Annotated in this window: 13 protein-coding genes; 5 read left to right on the forward strand and 8 right to left on the reverse strand. The window is 75.8% G+C overall.

Going from position 1 to position 23385, the window contains the following annotated elements; translation table 11 throughout:
* Positions 1–36: 36 nt before the first annotated feature.
* Together nudC and ABD284_RS07370 are read right to left on the reverse strand one after the other, a co-directional pair.
* Positions 37–1002, reverse strand: coding sequence for an NAD(+) diphosphatase (gene nudC, locus ABD284_RS07365; RefSeq protein ID WP_344141762.1), 966 nt, complete (start codon positions 1000–1002; stop codon positions 37–39).
* Positions 1003–1136: 134 nt separating this feature from the next.
* Positions 1137–2519 carry a M20/M25/M40 family metallo-hydrolase gene (locus ABD284_RS07370; RefSeq protein WP_344141764.1) on the reverse strand — a complete coding sequence of 461 codons (1383 nt, stop codon included), beginning with the start codon at positions 2517–2519 and terminating at the stop codon, positions 1137–1139.
* Between the two features lie 387 nt (positions 2520–2906).
* Here ABD284_RS07370 and ABD284_RS07375 point away from each other — a divergent pair, with 387 nt between their 5' ends.
* The 4 genes from ABD284_RS07375 (at position 2907) to ABD284_RS07390 (ending at position 8513) form a co-directional block, all read left to right on the forward strand.
* On the forward strand, positions 2907–5420 hold the full coding sequence (locus ABD284_RS07375; protein WP_344141765.1) for a histidine kinase: 2514 nt from the start codon (positions 2907–2909) through the stop codon (positions 5418–5420).
* Positions 5421–5430: 10 nt separating this feature from the next.
* On the forward strand, positions 5431–6087 hold the full coding sequence (locus tag ABD284_RS07380) for a response regulator (RefSeq protein WP_344141767.1): 657 nt from the start codon (positions 5431–5433) through the stop codon (positions 6085–6087).
* A gap of 219 nt (positions 6088–6306) precedes the next feature.
* Complete coding sequence (locus ABD284_RS07385) at positions 6307–7158, forward strand: alpha/beta hydrolase (protein WP_344141768.1); 852 nt, start codon at positions 6307–6309, stop codon at positions 7156–7158.
* A complete protein-coding gene (locus ABD284_RS07390; RefSeq protein ID WP_344141769.1) occupies positions 7155–8513 on the forward strand; it encodes an acyltransferase family protein in 1359 nt (452 codons plus the stop codon). Before ABD284_RS07385 ends, ABD284_RS07390 begins: the two co-directional genes overlap by 4 nt.
* 582 nt (positions 8514–9095) lie before the next feature.
* On the opposite strand, the gene ABD284_RS07395 is transcribed toward ABD284_RS07390, so the two are convergent.
* The 4 genes from ABD284_RS07395 to ABD284_RS07410 all read right to left on the reverse strand — a co-directional run bounded on the left by ABD284_RS07395 (position 9096) and on the right by ABD284_RS07410 (position 18628).
* Positions 9096–9989: an alpha/beta fold hydrolase gene (locus tag ABD284_RS07395; RefSeq protein WP_344141770.1), complete on the reverse strand. Its 894-nt coding sequence runs from the start codon at positions 9987–9989 to the stop codon at positions 9096–9098.
* Positions 9990–10125: 136 nt separating this feature from the next.
* Entirely contained in the window at positions 10126–13632 is a 3507-nt protein-coding gene (locus tag ABD284_RS07400; RefSeq protein ID WP_386698938.1) for an ATP-dependent helicase, read from the reverse strand.
* Complete coding sequence (locus ABD284_RS07405; RefSeq protein ID WP_344142022.1) at positions 13629–17066, reverse strand: ATP-dependent helicase; 3438 nt, start codon at positions 17064–17066, stop codon at positions 13629–13631. The genes ABD284_RS07400 and ABD284_RS07405 overlap by 4 nt, the downstream gene beginning before the upstream one ends.
* A gap of 392 nt (positions 17067–17458) precedes the next feature.
* Complete coding sequence (locus ABD284_RS07410; RefSeq protein ID WP_344141771.1) at positions 17459–18628, reverse strand: resuscitation-promoting factor; 1170 nt, start codon at positions 18626–18628, stop codon at positions 17459–17461.
* Between the two features lie 573 nt (positions 18629–19201).
* Here ABD284_RS07410 and ABD284_RS07415 point away from each other — a divergent pair.
* Complete coding sequence (locus ABD284_RS07415; protein ID WP_344141772.1) at positions 19202–20326, forward strand: CaiB/BaiF CoA transferase family protein; 1125 nt, start codon at positions 19202–19204, stop codon at positions 20324–20326.
* Between the two features lie 36 nt (positions 20327–20362).
* On the opposite strand, the gene ABD284_RS07420 is transcribed toward ABD284_RS07415, so the two are convergent.
* Both ABD284_RS07420 and metG read right to left on the reverse strand, forming a co-directional pair.
* Positions 20363–21286: a TatD family hydrolase gene (locus tag ABD284_RS07420; protein ID WP_344141773.1), complete on the reverse strand. Its 924-nt coding sequence runs from the start codon at positions 21284–21286 to the stop codon at positions 20363–20365.
* A gap of 199 nt (positions 21287–21485) precedes the next feature.
* On the reverse strand, positions 21486–23306 hold the full coding sequence (gene metG / locus ABD284_RS07425) for a methionine--tRNA ligase (RefSeq protein WP_344141775.1): 1821 nt from the start codon (positions 23304–23306) through the stop codon (positions 21486–21488).
* Between the last annotated feature and the right edge of the window lie 79 nt (positions 23307–23385).

The following is a 23385-nucleotide window of genomic DNA, read 5'->3' on the forward strand; positions in this document are numbered from 1 at the left end:
GCGTCGCGCGACCGCCGCGTGCCGCGGGGGCCGCGCCTACCACTCCCCGGGCAGGCGGCCGCCGTACCAGTGCTCGATGAGCTTGCGCGCGATGGAGACCGAGCCCGGCAGCAGGACCTCGCCCGACTCCACGGCCTCGCGCAGGGCCGGGCGGGTGAACCAGCGGACGTCGGAGATCTCCTGGTCGTCGGTGCGCTCGGCCTTCCCCGTGGCACGGGCCGTGTAGCCCAGCATCAGGCTGCGCGGGAACGGCCAGGGCTGCGACGCCTGGTACCGCGGGTCGGAGACGGCCACGCCGGTCTCCTCGGCGACCTCGCGCACTACGGCCTGCTCCAGCGACTCCCCCGGCTCGACGAACCCGGCCAGCACCGAGTAGCGGCCCTCGGGCCAGCGCGGATTGTGGCCCAGCAGGCATTCCTCGACCCCGCCGACCTCGCGGTGCACCAGCATGATCACGGCCGGGTCCGTGCGGGGGTAGTTCTCCGTGCCCTCGCGGGTGCACACCCGGAGATGGCCGGCGCCGGCAGGGCGGGTGGGGGCTCCGCAGGCCGGGCAGAAGCGGTGCGTGGCGTTCCAGTGGGCCAGCGCGACGGCGTGGGTGAGCAGGCCGGAGTCGCGGTCCCCCAGCAGCGCGCCCGCCTCGCGCAGCGACGCGGGTTCGGCGCCGGGCGGCTGCGGCACCTGCGCGTCCGGCTCGGCGAGGACCGCGAAGTACGCCCGCCCGTCCTCGTCGAGGCCGAGCAGGAACCGCTCGCCCTCCGGCGCCTCAGCGGGCGGGGCGAACACCAGCCGCGGCCCGTCGTCGCCGGCGACGACCAGGGCGCGCGAGCGGCGGGCCATGCGCGCCTGGCGGCCTTCGTCCGGGGCGCCGTCCTGCAGTACGAGCACGCGCGTCTCGGGATCGGCCCAGGCCTTGTCCAGCCATTCCTCGTCGCCGCGCCGGTGGCCGGCCTGGTCGACGGTGCCGCGGGACAGTGCAGGGATCTCGTCGAAGGAAAGCATCGGCCCTTCTCGTCATCGGGAGGCGGGGACCGGCCCCCGCGGCGCCTCGGTCCGCGCGCCGCGTGCCGGGGCGGGTCGGGAGCCCGGTCGTCGCCGTCCGCGCCCGGCAGGTCCCGCGGGGACGCGCGCGGCACTCACGGTTCGCGCCGTGCCCCCAGTCGGTTCCACAAGTAGGCGGCACTCTCGGCGCCCTTGAGCAGAAGGGGGACCTCGACCTTCTCGTTGGGCGCGTGGATGCGGTCCTCGTCGAGCCCGGCGGCGAGGAAGACCAGCGGCGCACCGAGGATATCGGCGATGTCGGCCTCGGGACCGCTGCCGCCCTCGCGGGTGAACAGCACCTCGGTGCCGAACGCCTCCTCCATCGCGGAGCGCGCCGCCCGGACCGCCGTCGAGCCGATGTCGGAGGCGCAGGCGCGCACGCCGGGACCGCCGAAGGCGACCTCGGCGCCGAGTTCCGCGGGCACGCGGTCGGCGACGAACGCGCGCACCCGCTCCTGCACGTGCGCGGGCTCCTGGCCGGGCACCAGCCGGAAGCTGACCTTGGCGTGCGCCGAACGGGGCACGATCGTCTTGGTGCCCGCGCCGGTGTGGCCGCTCCACATCCCGTTGATCTCGGCGGTGGGCCGCACCCAGAGGCGCTCCAGAACGCTGTAGCCCTCCTCGCCGGCGGCCACCGGGCTGCCGGCGGTGCGCAGCCACTCGGCCTCGTCGAAGGGCAGCTTGGCGAGGAGGGCGCGCTCCTCGTCGCTGATCTCGGCGACACCGTCGTAGAAGCCGGGCACGGCGACCCTCCCCCGGTCGTCGTGCAGACCGGCGAGCAGGCCGGCCAGCACACGGGCGGGGTTGGGGACCGCTCCGCCGAAGGAGCCGCTGTGCACGTCGGTGTCGGGACCGGTGACGGTGATCTCGCAGTCGGTGAGCCCGCGCATGCCCACGCACATCGAGGGGACCTCGGCCGACCACATGGTGGTGTCGGAGATCACCGCGACGTCGCAGGCCAGGCGGTCGCGGTTGCGTTCGAGCAGCGCGGCGAAGTGCGGCGAGCCGGACTCCTCCTCTCCCTCGACGAGCATCCGCAGCGTCACCGGCGGCGCGCTCGCGCCGGATGCGGCCAGACCGGCTTCCACGCCCAACGCGTGGAAGAGGACCTGGCCCTTGTCGTCGGAGGCGCCGCGTCCGGTCAGCCGGTCGCCGTGCTCCTCGGCGGCGAAGGGATCGGTGTCCCACCCGTCCGCCACGCGCGCCGGCTGCACGTCGTGGTGGCCGTAGACCAGGACGACGGGCGCGCCGGGGTGGGCGGCCGGCCACTCGGCGAAGACGGCGGGCATGCCGCCGGTCTCCCAGATCTCCGCAGTGGGGAACCCGGTGTCCGCGAGGCGGTCGCGCAGCCACTCCGCTGAGCGGCGCACGTCGCCGCGGTGGTCGGGATCAGCGGAGACGGACGGGATCGCGACCCATTCCTTGAGCGCGGCGACGAACTCTCCGCGGTGCTCCTCGATGTAACCGCGCACGTCCATTCCCGACCGCTTCCCTTCCCTCGACCTGCGTTGGCGGCGGATCCGCTGATCCGAGCCTAGCCCCCGCGGGAACCCGCCGGCGGCGGGACGCTGAGGGGCGCGGAGGGCGGCATCGGCCGCGGCGGCGGTCGGGGCGGGGGTGCGGAGTCGCGGGCGAGGCGCCGCGGTCTTGCGGGGCGCCTCCTCGGACGGTTCCCGGCGTCCGCCCGCCCGGCCCCGCGCCCGCTCGGCCCGCCTCGCCCGATACCCGGGAGCCACGGCGACGTGATACCTCGGCACCATGCCCGAGACGCTTTCGGCGGCCTAGAGTTGCGGTGAGCCGACCGCGGCCTTCGTCACCATCGGCGCGGATCGGCCCCGGTACCAGGTCTCGACAGTGGGCGGGGAATGTCCGACGAAGAGCGCTCGGCCGATGCCGGCGCACAGCCCCGGCAGAGGGGTCCGAGCACCGCGGGAGGCGGCCGGACGTTCGTGGCCGGGCTCCTGGACGCGGTGTGGTGGCGGCCGAGCGCCGTCCCGAGGTGGCTGCCCGCAGGCGCCCCCGGCCCCGCCGCCGAGCCTCCGCTGCTGGGCGGGGTGTGCGCCGGGATCGCCGCACGCAGCGGCCGCTCGGCCGCAGAGGTGCGGCGGCGCTTCGCCCGGCTGGTGGTGCCCCTGCTCGCGTACCCGGTGCTGTGGCTGGTGCGGATCGCCGAGCGGCCCGACGCCGAGGGACGCGAGCGGTTCGACGGGATCCTCTTCGCGGCCGCGGCCGCGCTCGGCGTCTCCGCGGTGAGCGCCCTGCATCTGAGCGCCTACAGCGCCGGCGGTTTCGTCCCCGCCGCCCTCGGCGCCGCGCTCGGCGCGCCGCTGCTCGCCCTGCGGACCTCCGTGCTGCTGGTCTGGCGGTGGATGACGGGGGCGCTGCTGCTGACGTCGCTGGTGTACGGGCTGGGCTCCGCACCGTTCCCCGCCGCCGCCGCGCTGTCCTATCTGGTCGTGCTGTTCCTCATCGGAACCCAGTACGCCCGCCCGGTGGTGGCCGCGGTCGGCGCGTGTACGGCGGCGACGGCGGTCGCGGCTGCGACGATCATGTCGGTTCCGGGGGCGGGGCCGTGGTCCGCGGCCGTCGCGGCCGCAGCCCTCCTGCTCGGTGACAACGTGCGGATGCGCCGCGAGTACGCCGGCCGCCTGCAGCGCGCGGTCGGCGCCGCGCGCGGCTCCGGCGCGGCGACCGCCGATGCCTCGCCGCGGGGCGCCGCCGGAAGCGCGGCCCCCGCGGCCCCCGCCTCCGCCTCACCCGCGCTCAACGGCGGTTCCGCCGAGGGCGGCGACCGCCCCCAGGCGCGCCGCCCGGCCGGCGCGCTGGGCCCCGCGTGGGCCGTCCGCGCCGTGGCCGACGCACTCTGGCGCACACCCGGGGAGCGGCCCCAGGGCCCGCTGCGGCTGCTCCACGGAGCGGTCCGCCCCTCCGACGGCCGGATCGTCGCGGGCGTGTGCGCGGCGTTCGCACACGGGTCCCAGCCGATGGCGGTCACCCTGCGCGTGCTGTTCGCGGTGGTCGCCTTCCCGCTGGGCATACCCGTCTACCTGCTTCTGTGGACAGTCCTGCCGCGCGAGGGCGAGGTTCCCGACGACGACGGCGAAGGCCCGCTGCCGCCGGTCCTGCCCCGCGAGGCGACGGCGTGGTTCCTGCTGCTCGGGGCCGGCGTGGCAATCTCGGCCCTGGCCGCCGTGCAGCTGGTGCAGTTCCACGGCCTCGACCCGATGGCCGCGGTCCCCCTGGGCATCGCGCTCGGCCTCCCGTTCGCGCTGCTTCCGGTCGCCCCCCTGCTGACGTGGCGTATCACGGCGGCCGGGCTGTTCGCCTCCCTGTTCGCGATCGCGCTCCTGTCACCCCCGGTGTTCGGGGGCAGCGGGGTGCCGCAGAGCTTCTGGCCCTGGCCGATCGCTACGCTGGTCTCGCTTCCCGTCGTGCTCTACGCGGTCGCCGTCACCTACCCGGGACGCACCGCCGCCGGGGTCGGCGTAGTCACCGTCGCCGACATCGCCGCCGCCTCCGTGCTCGTGGGCACCCCTTTGGGGCAGACGCTCTGGGTCGCCGCGATCGCGCCGGCGGTGCTGCTGTTCGGCTACAACGTGCGCAGCCGGCGCGCGGCGCAGCGCCAGCTCGCGCAGGAGAGCGCCCTGCGCCGGCGCGACCGCGCCCGCCAGGCGGTCCTGGAGGAGCGTTCGCGGATCGCGCGCGAACTGCACGACGTGGTGTCCCACCACATGTCGATGATCGCCATCCAGGCCGACGCCGCGCCCTACAAGTTCACCGACCTGGGACAGGGGCCCGCCGCGACCTTCACCACCATCCGCGACGCCGCCCGCGATGCCCTGGCGGAGATGCGGCGCGTGGTGGGGCTGCTCCGCGAGGAGGACGACGTGCCCGAGGGCGCTCCGCAGCCGGGGCTCGGGCTCCTGCCCGAGCTGATGGAGAACGCCCGCAGGGCCGCCATGGACGTCACGCTGGAGGGCGGCCCCGACGTGGCGCGCGACACCGCCCGCGGTCTCCCGGACGCGGTGGACCTGTCCGCCTACCGGATCGTGCAGGAGTCGGTGAGCAACGCGGGCCGGCACGCGCCGGGTGCGCCGGTGACCGTCGCACTGTCGCGCACCGCCGAGGCGCTCACGGTGCGCGTGGCCAACGGGCCGCCCGTCCTGGGCGGCGGCGAGGCGGCGGACGGCGCACACACCGAGCCTCCGCCCGCCACCGTGTTCGACTCCGGCGGGCACGGGCTGATCGGCATGCGCGAGCGCGTGGCGATGCTCGGCGGACGGCTGCGGGCGGCACCCACGGAAAGCGGCGGGTTCGACGTCGTGGCCGAGCTTCCGCTGGACGCCGGGGCGGACGCCGCCCCCGCCGAGCCGGAATAGGCTGAGCTCCGTGCCCATCACCGTGATCGTCGCCGACGACCAGGACATGGTCCGGGACGGCATCGCCACCCTGCTCGACGCGGCCGAGGACATCGCCGTGCTGGCCCAGGCCGCCGACGGCGGCGAAGCGGTCGCGCTGGCCCGCAAGCACCGCCCCGACGTGGTGGTGATGGACGTGCGCATGCCCACGATGAACGGGCTCACCGCCACCCGCGAGATCGTCGGCGAGAGCGGCGAAGGGGGTCCCCGGGTGCTCATGCTGACCACCTTCGACCTCGACGAGTACGTCTACGAGGCCCTCGGCGCGGGCGCCAGCGGCTTCCTGCTCAAGGACGCACCGGTGGAGGATCTGCGCGCCGCGGTGCGGGTCGTCGCCGAGGGCGACGCGCTCCTGGCGCCGTCGATCACCCGGCGGCTCATCGCCGACATCGCCCGCGGCCGCCGCGAGAAGGTCCACGCGCGGCCGGAGATCGTCGAGACGCTGACCCCGCGCGAGGCCGACGTGCTGCGCTACATCGCCCGCGGCCTCTCGAACTCCGAGATCGCCGCCGAACTGTTCCTCGCCGAGCAGACCGTGAAGACCCACGTCGGCCGCATCCTCACCAAGCTCTCCCTGCGCGACCGCACCCAGGCCGTCGTGTTCGCCTACGAGAACGGGCTGGTGTAGAAGCCGGGCGCACGGGGGACCCTGCGGCGGACCGCCCCGCCGGGGGCGGTCCGCGCGGCCCAGGACCGCTGACCGCATCCGGCCGCCGAGGCCGCCGCAGCCCTCCGGCAGCCCCTCGCGGACCGCAAAGGCGTCGGCGTGTCACCCGCAAGGACCAGGTTCCGGTTCGCTCTCAGCGGTGACGCGCCTTCGGTAGCCGGATTCGTAGCGTCATGCCCCATGATTCGACGGTTGCCCGCCCTGCTGCTCTGTGCATTGATGGCCTGCGTCGGCCTGGGTTGCGGCGCGCGAGCCGGCGCCGAGGCGAAGGCTCCGCCTCCGGATCCTCTGGAGTACGGCGAGTCGGTGGTGGATGGCCATCGCATCCTCGCCGAGGACCCCTCCGGCTCCGGGCGCGTGGTGGAGGTGCTGGGCGACCTCGACGGCGCCGAGCACGTCGCCGTGGTCGTCCCCGGGTCCGGTCAGACCCGGGACAACTTCCGCGCGAACCGCGCCAACCCGGGCGCGGTACCGCTGACCAACGGCCGTGCGCTGTACGCAGCCATGCGCGACCGCGCGCCCGCGCGGGCGACCGCCGTGGTGGTGTGGCTGGGCTACCTGCCGCCCCAGGGCTACGGCCCCGAGCTCGCCGGCATCGTGCGGGCCCGGCGGGGGGCCGAGGCGCTGGTCCGCTTCACGCGCGAGGTCCTGCCCGCCGACGCGCACGTCACCCTCGCCTGCCACAGCTACGGCACCGCCGTGTGCGGCCTGGCCGCCGCCCAGGCGGACGTGGCCGACGACGTCGTCGCGCTGGCCTGCCCGGGCATGGGGGTGACCGACGGCGACGCGATCCGCGCGCGGGTGTGGGCCACTCGCGCGAGCGACGACTGGATCCGCTGGGTGCCCAGCCTGCGCGCGGGGCCCGTGGGGCTGGGCGCCGACGCCATGGACCCGGAGTTCGGCGCCGTCCGCTTCGATCCCGGCGACATCAGCGGCCACACGCAGTACTACCGGCCCGGCAGCGCCGCGCTGGCCGCCACCGCCGCAGTCGCCGTGGGTGAGCGCGCCGCGGTCGGCGGGGAGCGGCCGTGAGCGGCACAGGGGACGGATCGGGCGGTCGCGGCGCGGGGAGGTCGGGGGCCGATGCCCCCGACCGCGCGTCCGCGGGACGTGCGGCCGCCCCCGGCCCGGGCGGCACGGCCGAGCGGAGCGCCCGCCGCGGAGCCGGGCCGCTCCGCACGCTGCGCTCGGCCGCGGAGCGCATCGACCGGGCGACGCCGCCGTCGCGCGACCGGGCCGTCGACGGCGTGCGCGCCGCCGCCGTCGTCGGCGTCGTGCTGGGCCACTGGCTGGTGACCGGACTCGTGGCGGCACCGGGCGGGCTGGAGACCGCCAGCCCGCTCGCGGCGATGCCGGGGCTGGCGCCGGCGAGCTGGCTGCTGAACACGCTCGGGCTGTTCTTCTTCGTCGGCGGCTGCGCCGCGGCGCTGGGCCTGTGCCGGTCGCGTGAACGCGGGGAGGGGTACGCGCACTGGATACGGGCGCGCTCGGCGCGGCTCGCCCGCCCCGTACTGGTCGTCACCGCCGCGTGGGGCGCGGCGCTCGCGGCGGGGCCGGCGCTCGGCGTGCCCGAGGAGACCCTGCGCACCGGCGCCCTGCTGACCGTGCAGCCGCTGTGGTTCGTGGCCGTCTACGCGGTGACGACGGCTCTGACCCCGGTGGCGCTCGCCGCCGACCGGCGTTGGGGCGCGGCGGCGGCGCTCCCGCCCGCGGCGGTCGTGGCGGCCGTCGACCTGGCGCGGTACGGGCCGTGGGCTCCGGCGGTCCCCGACTGGGCCGGGTACGCCAACGTGCTGCCCGTGTGGCTGTTCGCCTACCAGCTCGGCGTCGCCTGGGCCGGCGGGCGCCTGCGCCGGCCGCCCGGGCTCCTGCTGCTGGTCGGCGGAGCGCTGGGGGTGGCCGCGCTGGTGTGCGCCGGGTACCCGGTGAGCGCGGTGGGGGTACCCGGCGCCGACCGGTCGAACTCGGCGCCGCCCTCGCTGCTGCTGCCGGCGCTGGCGGCGGCCCAGATCGGCGCGGCGGTACTGCTGCGCGCACCGCTGGAGCGCCTGCTGCGCCGTCCCCTCGCCTGGGCGGCGGTCGCCGGGCTCAACCTGTGCGCGCTGACCGTCTTCTGCTGGCACCTCACGGCCCTGCTGCTGGTGGCCGCCGCGGGGTCGGTGTGGGGACCGGTCCCCGGCCTCACCGACCCGCCGGGCGATCCGGCGTGGGCGGCCTGGCGCCTGGCCTGGATCGCGCCCGCGGCCGCGGTCCTGGCCGCTGTCACGGCGGTGGCGCGCCGGTTCGAGGGGCCCTGGTCGGACACGGTGCTGGGCACTCCTGTGGGGCGCGCGGCCGCCGGCCTCGGAGCGGCCGCCTTCGCGGTCGGGACGGCGCTGCTGCTCTGACCCCGCCCGAAGCCGCGCGCCCGGCCGCGAGCCGCGGCGAGCGGGCACGGGCACCGGCCGAGTGCGCGGATCCGCTCGTCGGTGGAGTTCGCCGCGGACGCCGCCGCATCCGCCGTGCGCTCCTGCGCGGTGGCGCTCACGCGGCCGACCGGGCCGGCCGAGACCGTCCGGCTGACGTCGGGGGTCGCGGTGACGGCGGCGCCGAATGGGTGCCGGCCCGGGTCGCCGACGTCAAGCACACCGACGGGCCGCGCGTTCGCGGTGGTGGACGGCGCGGAGCCGCCGGCCCGCACCGCCGACGCGCCCTCCGGGGTGGCCGTCGCCCCCGCGAACGGGTCCCGGCCCCTGCCCCGGCGGCGTCCCGAGCGCGCCCCCGAGGTGGTCACCGTGGCCTGCCGGGACGCCTCAAGCCGGCGGATCCCCGGCCGAGGACGCCCCGATCGACCGCCTGCGCGTGGACGACGTGCTCGCGTTCCCCGGCGCGGCCGGGTCCTTCGCGGCCGCGCCGCCGACCCGCTGCGTCCCGGCGTGAGGTGGTGCCCGGTGCGCCGCAGCCCGCCGCCGGCTCCGCCAGCGCCGCAATCAGGCCTGGGACAGGACCCGCCGCAGGGTGGCGGCGAACGCCTCGGGCTCGCCCTCCATGCCGAACTCCCCGGACATGAAACCGCCGTGGTGGCTGGGGAACATGACCGGCTCGGCGCCCAGGCGCGCCGCGACGGCGATCGCGGCGCGACCGGGCATCGCGGCCGCGGACTCCCGCCCCGCCGCGACGACGATCCGCGTCGGCGCGGCGACCAGCGCGTCGTAGTCGAGCCGGTGGGTGGGGCTGTTCCGGATGTTCTGGCCCAGCAGCGGGTCGTCCCGGGAGCCGTCGTCCTCGGTGGGCAGCCCGAACAGGGCCGGGTCGGGTGCGGGCCGCTGGGCGAAGTCGTCGGGCAGCGGACCCTCGTGCTGCACCAAGGCGATGAACTTGGCCATCGCCGGGCCCATCCCGCTGCGCTGGTAGGTGTCGTGGATGTCCTCGCAGACCGCCGCGACCACCGCGCGGTCGGGAAGGACCTCGACCACCGGCGGCTCGTGGGCGACCAGCGTGCGCACCCGCTCGGGGTGCCGCGACACCAGGACGAGGGCGTTGAGCGCGCCGCCGCTGCTGCCGAACAGGTCCACCCGGTCGGCGCCGAGCGCCTCGATCACCAGGCGCAGGTCCTCGGCGTGCTCCTCGGGGCGCGTCTCGGCGGCGCCGTCCGTCCGGACGCTGCGCCCCGCGCCGCGCGGGTCGTAGGTCACGACCGGGCGGTCGCCGAAGTATCCCGCCAGCGTGGCGAACCCGCTCGCATCCATCGGCGAGCCGACCATCATGAGAACGGGGGCGTCGGCGGTCGCCCGGCTCAGGTCGCCGCGCACGTCGTAGTGGATGGTCGCGCCGGGGGCCTCGACCGTGGCGGTCACGGGCTCGCGGGTCGTCAGTTCGGTCATGGCGCTGCTCCTCAGGTCGGTCCGGCCTACCGCAGTGCAGACCGGCGCGCGCGGCGAAACTCATCGGTCGCCGAACGACATGATGGACAGGGCATACGACACTTCGGCGCCTCCGACCGCCCCGCCGCCCCGCGTCTCACTCGCCGGGCAGGTCCTCCAGCAGGGCCGCCAGACCGTCGGCGTCGAGCAGATCGGCCGGGCGGACGGTCTCCTGCGCGCGGACGTAGTGGAAGGCCGCGTACACGTCGTCCAGCCGCACCCCGGCCAGCTCCGCCCAGGCGATCCGGTAGGCCGCCAGCTGAACCGCGACCGCATCGCGCTCGACGGCGGTCTGGGGCGGGCGGCCGGTCTTCCAGTCGACGACGTCGTAGGTGCCGCTGTCCTCGTCGTGAAAGACCGCGTCCATCCGCCCGCGTACCAGTCGGTCGCCGACGATCGTCTCGAAGGGGACCTCGACGTCCAGCGGGACGCGCCCGCCCCACTCGCCGGCCTCGAACCGGCGCTGCAGCTCGGCCAGGTCCTCGTCGCCTCCGGCGCCGTCGTCGGCCGCGCCGGGCAGTTCGCCGGGGCCCAGGAGGCTCTGCTGGCCGAAGCGCTGCTCCAGCCAGGCGTGGAAGGCCGTGCCGCGCCGCGTGTGCGGCGCGGGCGGCCTCGGGAGCGGGCGGCGGATGCGGCGGGCCAGCGCCGACGGGTCGCGGGCCAGCGACACCAGGGAAGACACGGACAGGTGGGCGGGCAGCTCGACGGGGATCGTGCCGTCCGAATCGGCCGGTGCGGAGTCGCGGTGCGCCAGCAGCAGGTCGGTGTCGCGGCGCCACCCGTCGAGGCTGCGCCGCATGGACGCCGGCATCCGCGCCCGGTCGAGCAGGGCGAGCCACCGCTCCCCCGCCGTCTCCTCGGGCGCGCCGGGCCCGGCGGCCGGCCCCGACCCGCTGGTTCCCTCCTCCGGCGCGGCTCCGCGGTCCGCGCCAGCGCCGGATGCCTGGACTCCGGACCCGTCGCCGGCGTCCTCCTGCGCCGGGGCGCGCCCCGCCCGCGCCACCAGCTCGGCGCCCGCGAGGACGTCGCGATGGCGCCGCGCGGCGGCGTCGCCGTCCTCCTCGGGCGAGCGCGGCCAGGCCACCGGATCGGCCTCGACGGTCTGCGGGTTGGACTCGCCCTCCTCGGGCGGCGGAGCCCACGCGGCGAGCCGTCCCGCCCCCTGCTCGCAGGCCGCGCGGACCTCCTCCAGGAACACCGACGGCCCCCGCTTGGCCGAGCTCGCGTGCCCCCACCAGTGGCCCGAGCACAGCAGCCCGAAGGAGGCCCGGGTCACCGCGACGTAGGCCAGTCGGCGCTCCTCCATGAGGTGGCGGTCGCGGTCGGCGGCGACGAACGCCTCGATGCTCTCCTTGTCCACGCCGGCGAGCTTGGGCAGCCCCGCCGCGTCGCCGCGCAGCGGGAACGGCAGCTTCTGCTCCTTGCTGACCCAGCCGCCGACGTCGCGCGCCCGCGTGGGGAACACCGGCGACGAGGTGCCGCCGGACAGCCCCGGCACCGCCACCAGCGGCCACTGCAGCCCTTTCGCGGCGTGCACGGTCATCAGCTTGACGGTGTCGCTGCCGCCGACCCGTTCGCCCGGCTCCAGCCCCTTCTCGGCGTCCTCGGCCGAGCGCAGGTAGTTCAGGAAGGTGCCCAGCGTGGGGTCCTCGCTGTTGCCTACGAACCGCACCGCCGCGTCCAGGAACGCGTCCAGGTCGGCGCGGGCGGCGACGGGGTCGCGGCCGGGCCGCGCCGCCACCTCGATGTCCAGACCGAGGGTGCGCTCGACCTCGCCGATCAGGTCGGGCAGCGGCTGGGCGGCCGCGCGGCGCAGCGTACGCATCTCCGCGCCGAGGGCGGCCAACCGCCGGTAGCCGGTCTCGGAGTAGCGCTCGGGCGCGCCGGGGTCGTCCAGCGCGTCGACGAGGCTGCCGCTCTCGGCGGTGAGGTCGAGGACCGTGCGGCGCAGGAGGTCCTCGTCACCGTCGTCCTGGGGCTCCTGCGCGGACGGCGCCAGGTCGCGGCGGGTCTCCTTCGCGAGCTCGGCCGCCCGCCCGCCCAGCGCGACGAGGTCGCGCGGTCCCAGGCGCCACCGCGGGCCGGTCAGCAGCCGGGCCAGCTCGTTGCCGGCGGTGGGGTCGTGCAGCACCCGCAGTGTGGCGATGACGTCGCGCACCTCGGGCACGGTCATCAGCCCGCCGAGCCCGACCACCTCGACCGGGATGCCCTCGTCCTCCAGGGCCTCGCGCAGCACCGGGAACTGCGAGCGCTTGCGGCACAGCACCGCCACGTCGCTGTAGCGCAGCCCCTCGCCCCCCTCGCCCGGAGGCCATTCGGCGCCGTCGGGGGCGAGGTGGGCCGGCTGTTCGATGCTCGCGCGCACGGTCTCGGCGATCCAGCGCGCCTCCTCGGTCTCGGTGCGGAACAGCCCGCCGGCCACCGCGCCGCGGCCGCGCCGGGCCGCACCGGGGAAGAGCACCGGAACGTAGCCGGTCTCCTCGCGCAGCGGCTCGGCGATGCGCCGCGCCACCTGGAGCACGCGCTCGCCGTTGCGGAAGCTGGTCGCCAGCTTGCGCACCGGCGCCGGCCGCCCCGGCGCCGCGGGGAAGTCGGTCGGGAAGCTGGTGAGGTTGCCCGAGCTGGCGCCGCGCCACCCGTAGATGGACTGGCAGGGGTCGCCCACAGCCGTCACCGGATGGCCGCCGCCGAAGAGCGCCCGCAGCAGCAGGAGCTGGGCGTGGCTGGTGTCCTGGTACTCGTCGAGCAGCACCACCCGGAACCGGCTCTGCTCGATCAGCCCGACCTCCGCGTGGCGGGTCGCGATGCGCGCCGCCAGCGCCACCTGGTCGCCGTAGTCCATGACCTCGCGGTCGCGCTTGGCCGCGATGTAGCGCTCCAGCAGCGGCAGCAGCTGCTCGCGGCGGCGCTGGACCTCGCGCAGACCGCGCGTGGGGGCGAGGGGCTTGCGGGGCAGCGCCGCGACGCGCTCGCCGATCCAGGAGCCGATGCCGCGCACGTCGTCGGGGGTGCGCAGGTGGTCGGAGAGCTCGCCGGCCAGGGCCAGCACCCGGTCGGTGACCTCGCGCGGGCCCACCGTGACGGCGTCCATCGGCCCGTCGTAGTCGGCGACGATGCGTGCGGCGAGCTGGTAGGCCTGCCCCTCGCTGAGGAGCCGGACGGAGGGCTCGACCGCCTCGCGCAGCGCGTGGTCGCCGACCAGGCGGGCTGCGTAGGAGTTGTAGGTGGAGACCGCGGGGTCGCCGTCGAGGACCTCCTCGGGGACCTGCTCGGTCTCGCGCAGCTGGTCCAGCCTCGTGCGCACCCGTTCGGCCAGCTCGGCCGCAGCCTTACGAGTGAAGGTCAGGCCCAGCACGTGCTCCGGGCGCACCAGGCCGTTGGCCACCAGCCACACGACGCGGCCGGCCATGGTCTCGCTCTTGCCGGAGCCCGCGCCGGCCACCACCACGCCCGGCTCCAGCGGCGCGGCGATGACGTCGGCCTGCTCGGCGGTGGGCTCGGGCCGGCCCAGGAGGCGCGCGAGCTCGGCCGGGTTGAGCCGACGCCCGGGAAGGACCGTACCCGCGGCGGGCGCCGCCGCGGCCCCGTACTGCGCGGCCGTCACACCCGCTTCCCCTCGTCGTGCGCCGGGCAGCTGGAGCGCACGGCGCAGGAGTCGCAGAACTCGTTGCGCACCGCCTGGAACCGGGAGCCGGACATGCCCTCGGCGACGTCGCGCACCAGCTCCGCCGACCAGCCCGGCTCGGGGTCGTCGCCCAGCGGGGCCTGCGCCTGGGTGCGGGCGCCGTGCTTGAAGGACGCCTTCGTGCCGACCTGCACCAGCTCGGCGCCGCCGGGCGCGGTCAGCCCGAACTGGGCGAACGCCGACTCCAGCACGGCCAGCTGGTAGACGCCGAGCTGCGGGTGGCGCGCGAGCTCGGCGTCCTTGGGCCGACCGTTGCCGGTCTTGATGTCGACCACCACGGCGCGGCCCTGGGCGTCCTTCTCCAGCCGGTCGACGCGCCCGGTGATCTCGATGCCGCCGATGTCGACCTTGAACCCCTCCTCGGTCACCACGAGCTCGCGCTCGCCGGACTCGTGCCAGGCGATGAGCTTGCGTACCATCTCGTCGGCGCGCTCGCGCTCCTTGCCGGCGAACCACGGGCCGCCGAAGTCCAGTTCGGACCAGATCTCGTCCATGCTGCGCCGGACGTCCTCCATTCCGGCGCCGTCGGCGACGAGCACGGCGACGGCGTGCACGATACTCCCCAGCGCGGAGGTGATCTCCGTCGAGGAGGCTCCGGCGGCGTTCTCCAGCAGCCAGCGCAGCTGGCAGGTGGTGAACCGCTCCACCTGGGACGGCGAGACGCGGATCGCGCCCTCGTCGGCCCCGGCGACCAGCGGGCGGTCGTCGGAGACGGCGGTCAGCGCGTACCACTCGGCGGGGTCCGCGCCCCGGACGCCCTCGTCGGCGAGCCGGGCGAGGTGGGCGGCCGCGGCGCGGCGCAGCGGATCGGGGCGCTGCGGGTCGGTGACCACCGAGCGCAGGTCGGCGACCAGCGCGGGCAGCGACAGCCAGCGGCGGCCCGTGCTGACGCGCTCGGGTTCGCCCAGGCCGAGCTCGGTCAGGAACCGCGACGGGCGCTCCTCGGTGTCGTCGCCGCCTACGGCGGTGACGACCAGGCGCCGGCGGGCCCGGGTGCAGGCGACGTAGAACAGCCGGCGCTCCTCGTCGAGGAGCTTGGACGCCGCCGCGGCGCCGGCGGCCCCGGCAGCGGACTCGGGGCCCGCGCCGGGCGGCGCGCCGAAGCCGCCGGAGGTGTCGACGAGCTGCTCGACGCCCAGCAACGAGCCGCGCAGCCGCAGGTCGGGCCAGTCGCCCTCCTGGACGCCGGCGACCACGGTGAGGTCCCACTCCAGGCCCTTGGACCTGTGCGCGGTGAGGATGCGCACGGCCTCGCCCTCGGGCGCGCGCTCGGCGAGGCTGTCGGCGGGGATCTCCTGGGCCTCCAGATCCTCCAAGAAGCCCAGCGGCAGGCCGGGCGGCAGCCGGTCGCAGTAGCGGGCGGCGCTCTCGAACACGGCGACGACCGCGTCCAGGTCGCGGTCGGCCGCGGCGCCGCGCCTGCCGCCGGCCTGGCTGGCGCGCAGCAGCCGCTCGGAGAGCCCGCTGGCCTGCCAGACCTCCCACAACACGTCCTCGGCCGATCCCCCGGCCGCGGCGCGGTCGCGGATCAGCCGGAGGTGGTCGGCGATGCGCCGGGCGGGCGCGGCGACCTCGGGATCGACGAGGGTGAGCTCGCGCGGGTCGCGCAGCGCGTCGGCGATCAGCGCGGAGGAGGGGCGGCTGCCGCGCGGGTGGGTGTGCGCGGACTCGCCCGGGAGCCCCGCCGCCGGGGCGGCGCCGTCGGGGTCCCGCTCCGGGCCGCCGGAGCTGCGATCCTCCGCGCCCTCGGCCGAGGCGGCCCTCGCCTCGCCTGAGGCGGAGTCCGGGGGTGCGCCGCCGACGGCGTCGTCCCCGGCGCGGCCTCCGGCGGGACCGCCCTCGGAGCCGGTGCCCTCGGTGGGCGGGGCGTCCTCCCCAGCGGATTCGGGCCCGGGCTCGCCGGCGCGGCGCTGCGCCGCGCGGTAGTCGAGGTCGAGGCGGCGCAGCGCGCGGGCGAGGCGGCGCAGGCGTACCGTGTCGGCCTCGCCGAACTGGCTGGTGAGCAGTTCGTGCGCCGCGGCCTCGTCGATGGTCGCGGGGCGCAGTGCGCAGCGGATGAGGAGCAGCAGCGCGCGCACGACGGGCTCGACGGCCAGTGGCATCTCGTCGCCGCCGACCACCACGGGGACCCCGGCGGCCGACAGCGCGCGGCGCAGCGTCGGAAGCTGCCTGCTGGCCGAGCGGACCAGGACCGCCATCTGCGACCACGGCACGCCGTCGATGAGGTGGGCGCGGCGCAGGATGTCGGCGATGACCGCGGCCTCCTGCGCCGGGCTCTCGGCCATCAGCACCTGCGCCTCGCCCTCGGGCCCGGAGCCGGCCGGCTCCAGCGCGCGGTGGGCGTTCACCGGCCCGCCACCGGGGGCCGGTGCGGCGGGCAGGCGGCGGGCCACCCCGCGCGAGGCCGCGAGCAGCCCCGCGCCGCTGCGGCGGCAGGTGCGCAGCGCCACGACCGGGGCGGGCTCGCCGCCGAACGAGGGGAAGCGCCGCGGGAACTCCAGGATGTTGCGCACGTCGGCGCCGCGGAAACCGTAGACGGACTGGTCGGGGTCGCCGACCGCCACCAGGTCGCGGCCCTCGCCCGCCAGCGCCGAAAGCAGCTCCTCCTGAGCGGGGTCGGTGTCCTGGTACTCGTCGACGAAGACGACCTCGCGGGCGGCGCGTTCGCGCGCCTGGACCTCGGGGTCGTTGAGCAGGTTGGCCGCCACCCGCACGAGCTCGGCGTAGTTGAAGGTCGGCACCGGTGCGACGTCGAAGCGGCCGGTGTAGCGGTCCAGGAAGTCGCCCGCGGCCACCCAGTCGTCGCGCCGGTACTCGCGGCCGAGCCGGTCGAGGGCGGCGGAGTCGATGCCGCGCTCCTGGGCGCGCATCAGGAAGTCGCGCAGCTCCTCGGCGAACCCGCGGGTCTCCAGCGCGGGCCGCAGCCGCTCGGGCCACATGGCGGCGCCGTCTGCGGACTCCCCGGCCAGGAGCTCGCGGACCTCCATCAGCTGCTCGGGGCCGGAGAGCAGCCGCGGCGGGTGGTCGCCCTGCAGTCCGAACTCGCGCCGGATCAGCGCATAGGCGTAGCTGTGGAAGGTGAGCGCGAGCGGCTCGCGCGTCGTGCGCCGCAGGCGCGCGGTGATGCGCTCACGCAGTTCCTGGGCGGCCTTGCGGCTGAAGGTGAGCACGAGGATCCGGGCGGGGTCGACGCCGCGGTTCTCGATGCGGTCCACCACCGCCTCGACGACGGTGGTGGTCTTTCCGGTCCCCGGTCCGGCCAGCACCAGCAGCGGGCCGCCCTTGTGCGCGACGACCCGGCGCTGGTTGTCGTCCAGGAGCGGCGGCGGCACCTCTGCATGCACACGCCGCACAAGACGATACGGGGATGAGTTCACCCCTCCTAGTTCACCAGACCCCCACGACAATCCGGGGCGGTACCGGGGTATCACCCGTATCACCGCCCCGGCGCCGAACGCCGCGCTCGGCCCCCTCGACCCGCGGCTGCCGCCAGGAGGCGGCCCCGCCACGGGCCGGCGCGTCCGCCGACAAGGAGCAGAACAACGGGGTGCACCGCCGGTCCGGCCCGGGTGCCCGGCACGCCGACGCCGGCCGGGGCGGCGAGGGCCGGGGCGTCCTCACCGATCCGGAGGGCGGCGCGTTCGGGGTCCTCGTCGGCGGCCCCGCTCGGGCGGGGCCGGACCCGTCGGCTCATCGAGCGGGACGGGCCCGGCGCCCGACTGGGAGCCGGGCCCGCCCCGGCCGGCTAGTCGAACAGGTGCACGCCGCACTCCGGCCACTGGCCCTGCCAGTTGCCGCCGACCATGTCGTAGAGCTTCTGGGCGCGCATGGTCTGCTCGCTGGCGCTGGCCTCGGCGGGGTTGCCCGTGCCGCCGGCGGACTGCCAGGTCGCCATGGAGAACTGGTAGAGACCGTAGTAGCCGGCCGGGTTGGTCGCGGTGGGGTCGCCGCCCGACTCGCACTCGGCGAGCGCGGCCCAGTTCAGGCTGGCGGCCTCGGCGGAGGAGTCGATCTCGGGCTCGGACTTGGTGCCGATCTCGGTGATGCCCTTGACCGGCTTCTTGACGACCTTCTCCTTGACGACGTACTCGGTCTTCACGCCCTCTTTCATGATCTTGGCCGTGGTGACCTTCTTGACGCCGTCCTTCGGCTTCTGCACCACCTTCTCCTCGCCCTCGGGCAGGTCGGGGTTCTCGCGCTCCTCGACCTCCGCCTCGATGGGGACCTCCTCGGTCTTGGGCTCGGTGAGCAGCTGCGTGACGTCGATGACCATGCCGTCGGTGGGCTCGGTGGACGGCTTGGGCTCGACCTCGTCGTGCTCGCCCAGGGTGATGCCGTTGTCCTTGAGGACCTGCTCGACGGTGCCGGCGGTGGTCGCGGTCTCGATCCGCGCGCGGTCGCGCAGGATGACGACCCGCCGGGCGGCGGTCGCCTCGACCTCCAGGCCTGACGCGGGGATCGCCTTGTCGGGGTCGGCCGAGAGCTTGACCGACTCCGGGTCCATGCCGATCTGGTTGAGGGCCTCGCCGACCGTCAGCGCGGTGACCCAGTGCTTCTCGGGCTCGCCGTCGACGGTCAGCGTCAGCTCGCGGCCGGAGCGCACCAGCACGTTGTCGCCCTGGCCCAGCTCGGTGTCCAGCGAGGGGGCGACGGCGTCGTGCTCGCCCAGCTCGACACCCGCGGAGTCGAGCACGTCCTGGACCGTCGCGCCGTAGGTGTGCACGGTGCTGCGCTCGCCGTCGACGTTGAGGCTGATGCGCTGGTCCATGGCGAAGGCCGTGCCGCCGCCCGCGACGAGCAGCACCGCCGCGGCGACCGCGCCGATCACCACGCCGCGCTTGCGCAGCACGGCGGGCAGCGCGGACCGGCGCGGGCGGCCGCCGCCCGGACCCCGGCCGCCTGCGGCGGCGGGCATGGACGCGGTCTGCCCCTGATCGGTCCCGGGTTCGTAGGGACCGCCCGCTGCGGGGCCGTACGGGTCGCCCGCGTCCGGCACGGGGTAGGCGGCGGCCTCGGGGGCGCCGGCGGGAGGCTGGGGGGAACCCGGCCGGTCGGATCGGCCCGGACTGCCGGGTGCCCTGCGGCTGCCGCGATGGGAGCCGCGGTTCGACGGACTACGCACGTTGCTCTCGGCCTTCGCGATCGCGCATGGACTTGAAAGGGGGCTGGCAGGAGGCTGCCTCTGGCGGCGAGCGGGCCCAGGGTGCGGGAGGTCCTCGGCGCACTGCTCGCGACGGGTCGGGGGCGTCACGCCGCAGCCGACCACGACTGCTACCGGAAAGTACCACACCGACCGGGACCCTGCTTCGGGTCCGTCCGAATCCGTCCACCCGACGCGGCCGCGGGGCGCGCCCGCGCTTGCCCGCCCTACCTGATACAACCGCCCGGCCCCTCGGTGGCGCCGGGGCGCGAAGCCCCGCCAGAATGAGCCGTGCAGCCGAACGGTGTTCGCGTCGACGTCCCGCCCGAAACCCGAGGAAGGTCGCCCATGGGTCCCCTGCACGGAATCCGCGTCGTGGAGTTCGCCGGGATCGGCCCCGGGCCGATGGCCGCAATGCTGCTCGCCGACCTCGGTGCGTCGGTCATCCGGCTGGACCGGCCGGCCGCCGCCGAAGCGGCCGAACGCGGCGACCGCCCGCACATGAGCGCCGGACGGCCGGTGATGGGCGTCGACCTGAAGTCCGAGGAGGGCGCGGCCGCCGCCCGCGGGCTCGTCGCCTCGGCCGACGTGCTGCTGGAGGGGTTCCGCCCCGGAGTGATGGAGCGGCGCGGCCTGGGACCGGACACCTGCCTGGCGCTCAACCCGCGGCTGGTCTACGCGCGCATGACCGGGTGGGGCCAGGACGGCCCGCTGTCCCAGGTCGCCGGGCACGACATGAACTACATCTCCCTCAACGGCGCTTTGCACAGCATCGGGCGCCGAGGCGGGGCGCCCGTCCCGCCCGTCAACCTGCTCGGCGACTTCGGCGGCGGCACCATGTTCGTGGTGACCGGAATCCTCAGCGCCCTGGTGGAGCGGCAGGCGTCGGGGCGCGGCCAGGTCGTGGACGCCGCCATGGTCGACGGCAGCGCGCTGCTGATGTCCATGGTCTACGAGGACCGCGAGCGCGGCGCCTGGTCGGACGAGCGGGGCACCAACTACCTGGACACCGGCGCACCCTGGTACGACGTCTACGAGTGCGCCGACGGCCGCCACGTCTCGGTCGGCTGCATCGAGCCGCAGTTCTACGCCGCGTTCCTGGAGGGCCTGGGGCTCTCCGGGGCCGAGCTGCCCGACCAGTGGGACCGGGAGAACTGGCCGAAGCTGCGCGAGCGGTTCGCCGCAGAACTGCGCACCCGCACCCGCGACGAGTGGGCGGAGGTGTTCGGCGGGTCCGAGGCGTGCGTGCAGCCGGTGCTCTCGATGGCCGAGGCGCCCGACCACCCCCACGTCAGCGCCCGCGGCTCGGTCGTGCGCAAGGACGGCCGCCTCTACCCCGGCCCGGCGCCCCGGTTCGACCGCACGCCGGGGCGCGCGACGCGCGACCCGGGGTTTGCCGCTCCCTCGCTCGCCGAGGCGCTGGCCGAGTGGGGGCTGGAGTCCGCGCCTACTCCGGACCGCGGTCCGGAGTAGGCGGCTCCCGAGCCTCGGCCGCGCGTGGGCGTGGGTCTAGTCCAGGCCGAACGCGCGGCGCCCGTTGGCGGCGACGGCGCGGGCCAGGTCGTCCTCGGCCATGCCCTTGGCCGCGGCGAGAGCGCGCAGGGTGTAGGGGACGAGGTAGGGCGCGTTGGGCCTGCCCCGGTAGGGCTTGGGGGTCAGGAACGGGGCGTCGGTCTCGACCAGCACGAGCTCGGGCGGCGCCAGGGCGGCGGCTTCGCGCAGCTGCTCGGCGCCGGCGAAGGTGACGTTGCCCGCGAAGCTCATGAAGTAGCCGTTGTCGGCGCAGATCTTGGCCATCTCGGCGTCGCCCGAGAAGCAGTGGAAGACCACGGCCTCGGGTGCGCCCTCCTCGGCCAGGATCGACAGCACGTCGTCGTGGGCGTCGCGGTCGTGGATCATCAGCGCCCGCCCGTGGCGCTTGGCGATGCCGATGTGGCGCCGGAACGACTCCTGCTGCGCGGCCGCGCCCTCGGAGCCGGTGCGGTAGTAGTCCAGCCCGGTCTCGCCGACCGCGCGGACCTGGGGCAGCGCGGCCAGCCGGTCGATCTCGGCCAGCGCGTCCTCCAGCGCCGCCTGCCCGCCGGCGGGGCGCGCCTTGCCGGCCCAGTCGGTGTCGTCGGCCTCGACGCCGGGCGCTCCGTCGCCGTGCACGATCCGCGGCGCCTCGTTGGGGTGCAGGGCCGCCGCGGCCCACACCGCCGGGTACTCGGCGGCGGTCGCGGCGGCCCACTGCGACGACGAGACGTCCACCCCGACCTGCATCAGCGGCGTGACGCCGACCGCCTCGGCGGCCGCGACGATCGCGCCGACCTCCGGGGTCTGCATGTCCATGTGCGTGTGGCTGTCGCCGACGGCCACACGCAGCGGCTCCGGCGGTTCCGGCGGCGTCTGCGCGTTCCGGTTGCGCACGGCGCTGCCGCTTCGCTTGCTCATCGGGCCTCTCCCCTTCGCTCGCTCGTTTCGCGGCACGGCCCCGCCGGGGTCCGGGGCGCGCCGTGGGCGCCGGCCCCGCGCCCGCACGCGCAGGACATTCGGCACGGGTGCGGCGGGCCGCTGAGCGAGCGGCCCGCCGACGTGTCCGCCGCCTCTCCGGGCGCGGTGCCGCCGGGCCCGGCGGCACCGCGCCCGGCCGCTACTCGGCGGCCTCCTGCTCCAGGCGGGCGACCTCCTCGTCGGCCACGGCGGGGTCGAGTTTGGTGAACAGCGGCGTCGGCGGCGACAGCGGGGTACCCGGTTCGATCGGCACCGACGTCCACACGGCCCGGTTGCCGGTGTAGTCGCCGGTGATGACCGGGTACTCGACGGGCTCGCCGGAGCCGCCGATGGTGTCGACGGCGGTCTCGATGCGCGGCATGGCCGACCACACCCCGGTGCCGCCGAGCATGGCGTCGACCTTGTTCGAGGACTCCGGCAGGAATGGCGTCATCAGCGTCTTGGCGTCGCTGACCAGCTGCAGCGCCACGTGCAGCACCGTACCCATCCGCTCGGGGTCGGTCTTGCGCAGCGCCCAGGGGGCCTGCTCGGAGATGTACTTGTTGGCCTCGGCGATCGTGCGCATGGCCTCCTGCAGCCCGGCCTTGAACCGCGAGCCGTTCAGGTGCTCGCCGACCGTGTCGAAGGCGGCGGCCGAGCCGGCCAGCACGCGGCGGTCGTCGTCGGTGAGCTCGCCGGCCGCGGGGATCTCGCCGAGGTACTTGGCCGCCATGGAGATGGAGCGGTTGACGAGGTTTCCCCAGGCGGCGACCAGTTCGTCGTTGTTGCGCCGCACGAACTCGGCCCAGGTGAAGTCGGTGTCCTGGGTCTCGGGCCCGGCCGCGATGATGTAGTAGCGCAGCGCGTCGGCGGAGTAGCGCTCCAGGAAGTCGCGGACGTAGACGGCCACGCGCCGCGACGAGGAGAACTTGCGGCCCTCCATGGTCAGGAACTCGCTGGAGACCACCTCGGTGGGGAGGTTCAGCGCACCGAGCGAGCCGGGCTCGCCGCCGCGGTCGCCCCGGCCGCTGTAGCCCATGAGCATCGCCGGCCAGATCTCGGAGTGGAAGACGATGTTGTCCTTGCCCATGAAGTAGTAGCCCTCGGCGCCGGGCTCCTGCCACCAGCGGCGCCAGGCCTCGGGGGAGCCGGTGCGCTGAGCCCACTCGACCGCCGCCGACAGGTAGCCGATGACCGCGTCGAACCAGACGTAGAGCCGCTTGTTGGGGTTGTCGCGCCAGCCCTCCAGCGGGATGGGCACGCCCCAGTTGAGGTCGCGGGTGACCGCGCGCGGCTGGAGGTCGTCGAGCAGGTTCAGCGAGAACTTCAGGACGTTGGGCCGCCACTGGCCGCCCTTGGACTTCAGCCAGTCGCCCAGCACCCGGGTGAAGGCCGGCAGGTCGAGCATGAAGTGCTCGGTGTCGACGAACTCCGGTGTCTCGCCGTCGACCTTGGAGCGCGGGTCGATCAGATCGACCGGGTCGAGCTGGTTGCCGCAGTTGTCGCACTGGTCGCCGCGCGCGTTGCCGTAGCCGCAGATGGGGCAGGTGCCCTCGATGTAGCGGTCGGGCAGGGTGCGCCCGGTCGTGGGCGAGATGGCGCCCTTGGTGGTGCGGGTGAAGATGTAGCCGTTCTCGTAGAGCCCGGTGAACAGCTCCTGGGCGACGGTGTAGTGGTTGCCCGTGGTGGTGCGGGTGAAGAGGTCGTAGGAGAGACCGAGCGCGACCAGGTCCTCGACGATGACGCGGTTGTAGCGGTCGGCGAGCTCGCGCGGGCCGACGCCCTCCTGGTCGGCCAGCACCTGCACCGGCGTACCGTGCTCGTCGGTGCCGCTGACCATCAGGACCTCGTGCCCGGACATTCGCTGGAAGCGCGCGAAGACGTCGGAGGGGACACCGAATCCGGATACGTGCCCGATGTGGCGGGGGCCGTTGGCATAGGGCCAGGCCACCGCGGTCAGGATGTGGCGTTTCGACGACATGCCACAAGCCTAAGGGGGCGGCGGCGCCGATTCACCCGCTTTCCACCGCCTGTGGACGGCCGCCTGCGGGCGCCCCGAG

Origin of the sequence: Streptomonospora arabica, assembly GCF_039531585.1 — a bacterium.
In the GTDB taxonomy this organism is placed as follows: domain Bacteria; phylum Actinomycetota; class Actinomycetes; order Streptosporangiales; family Streptosporangiaceae; genus Streptomonospora; species Streptomonospora halophila.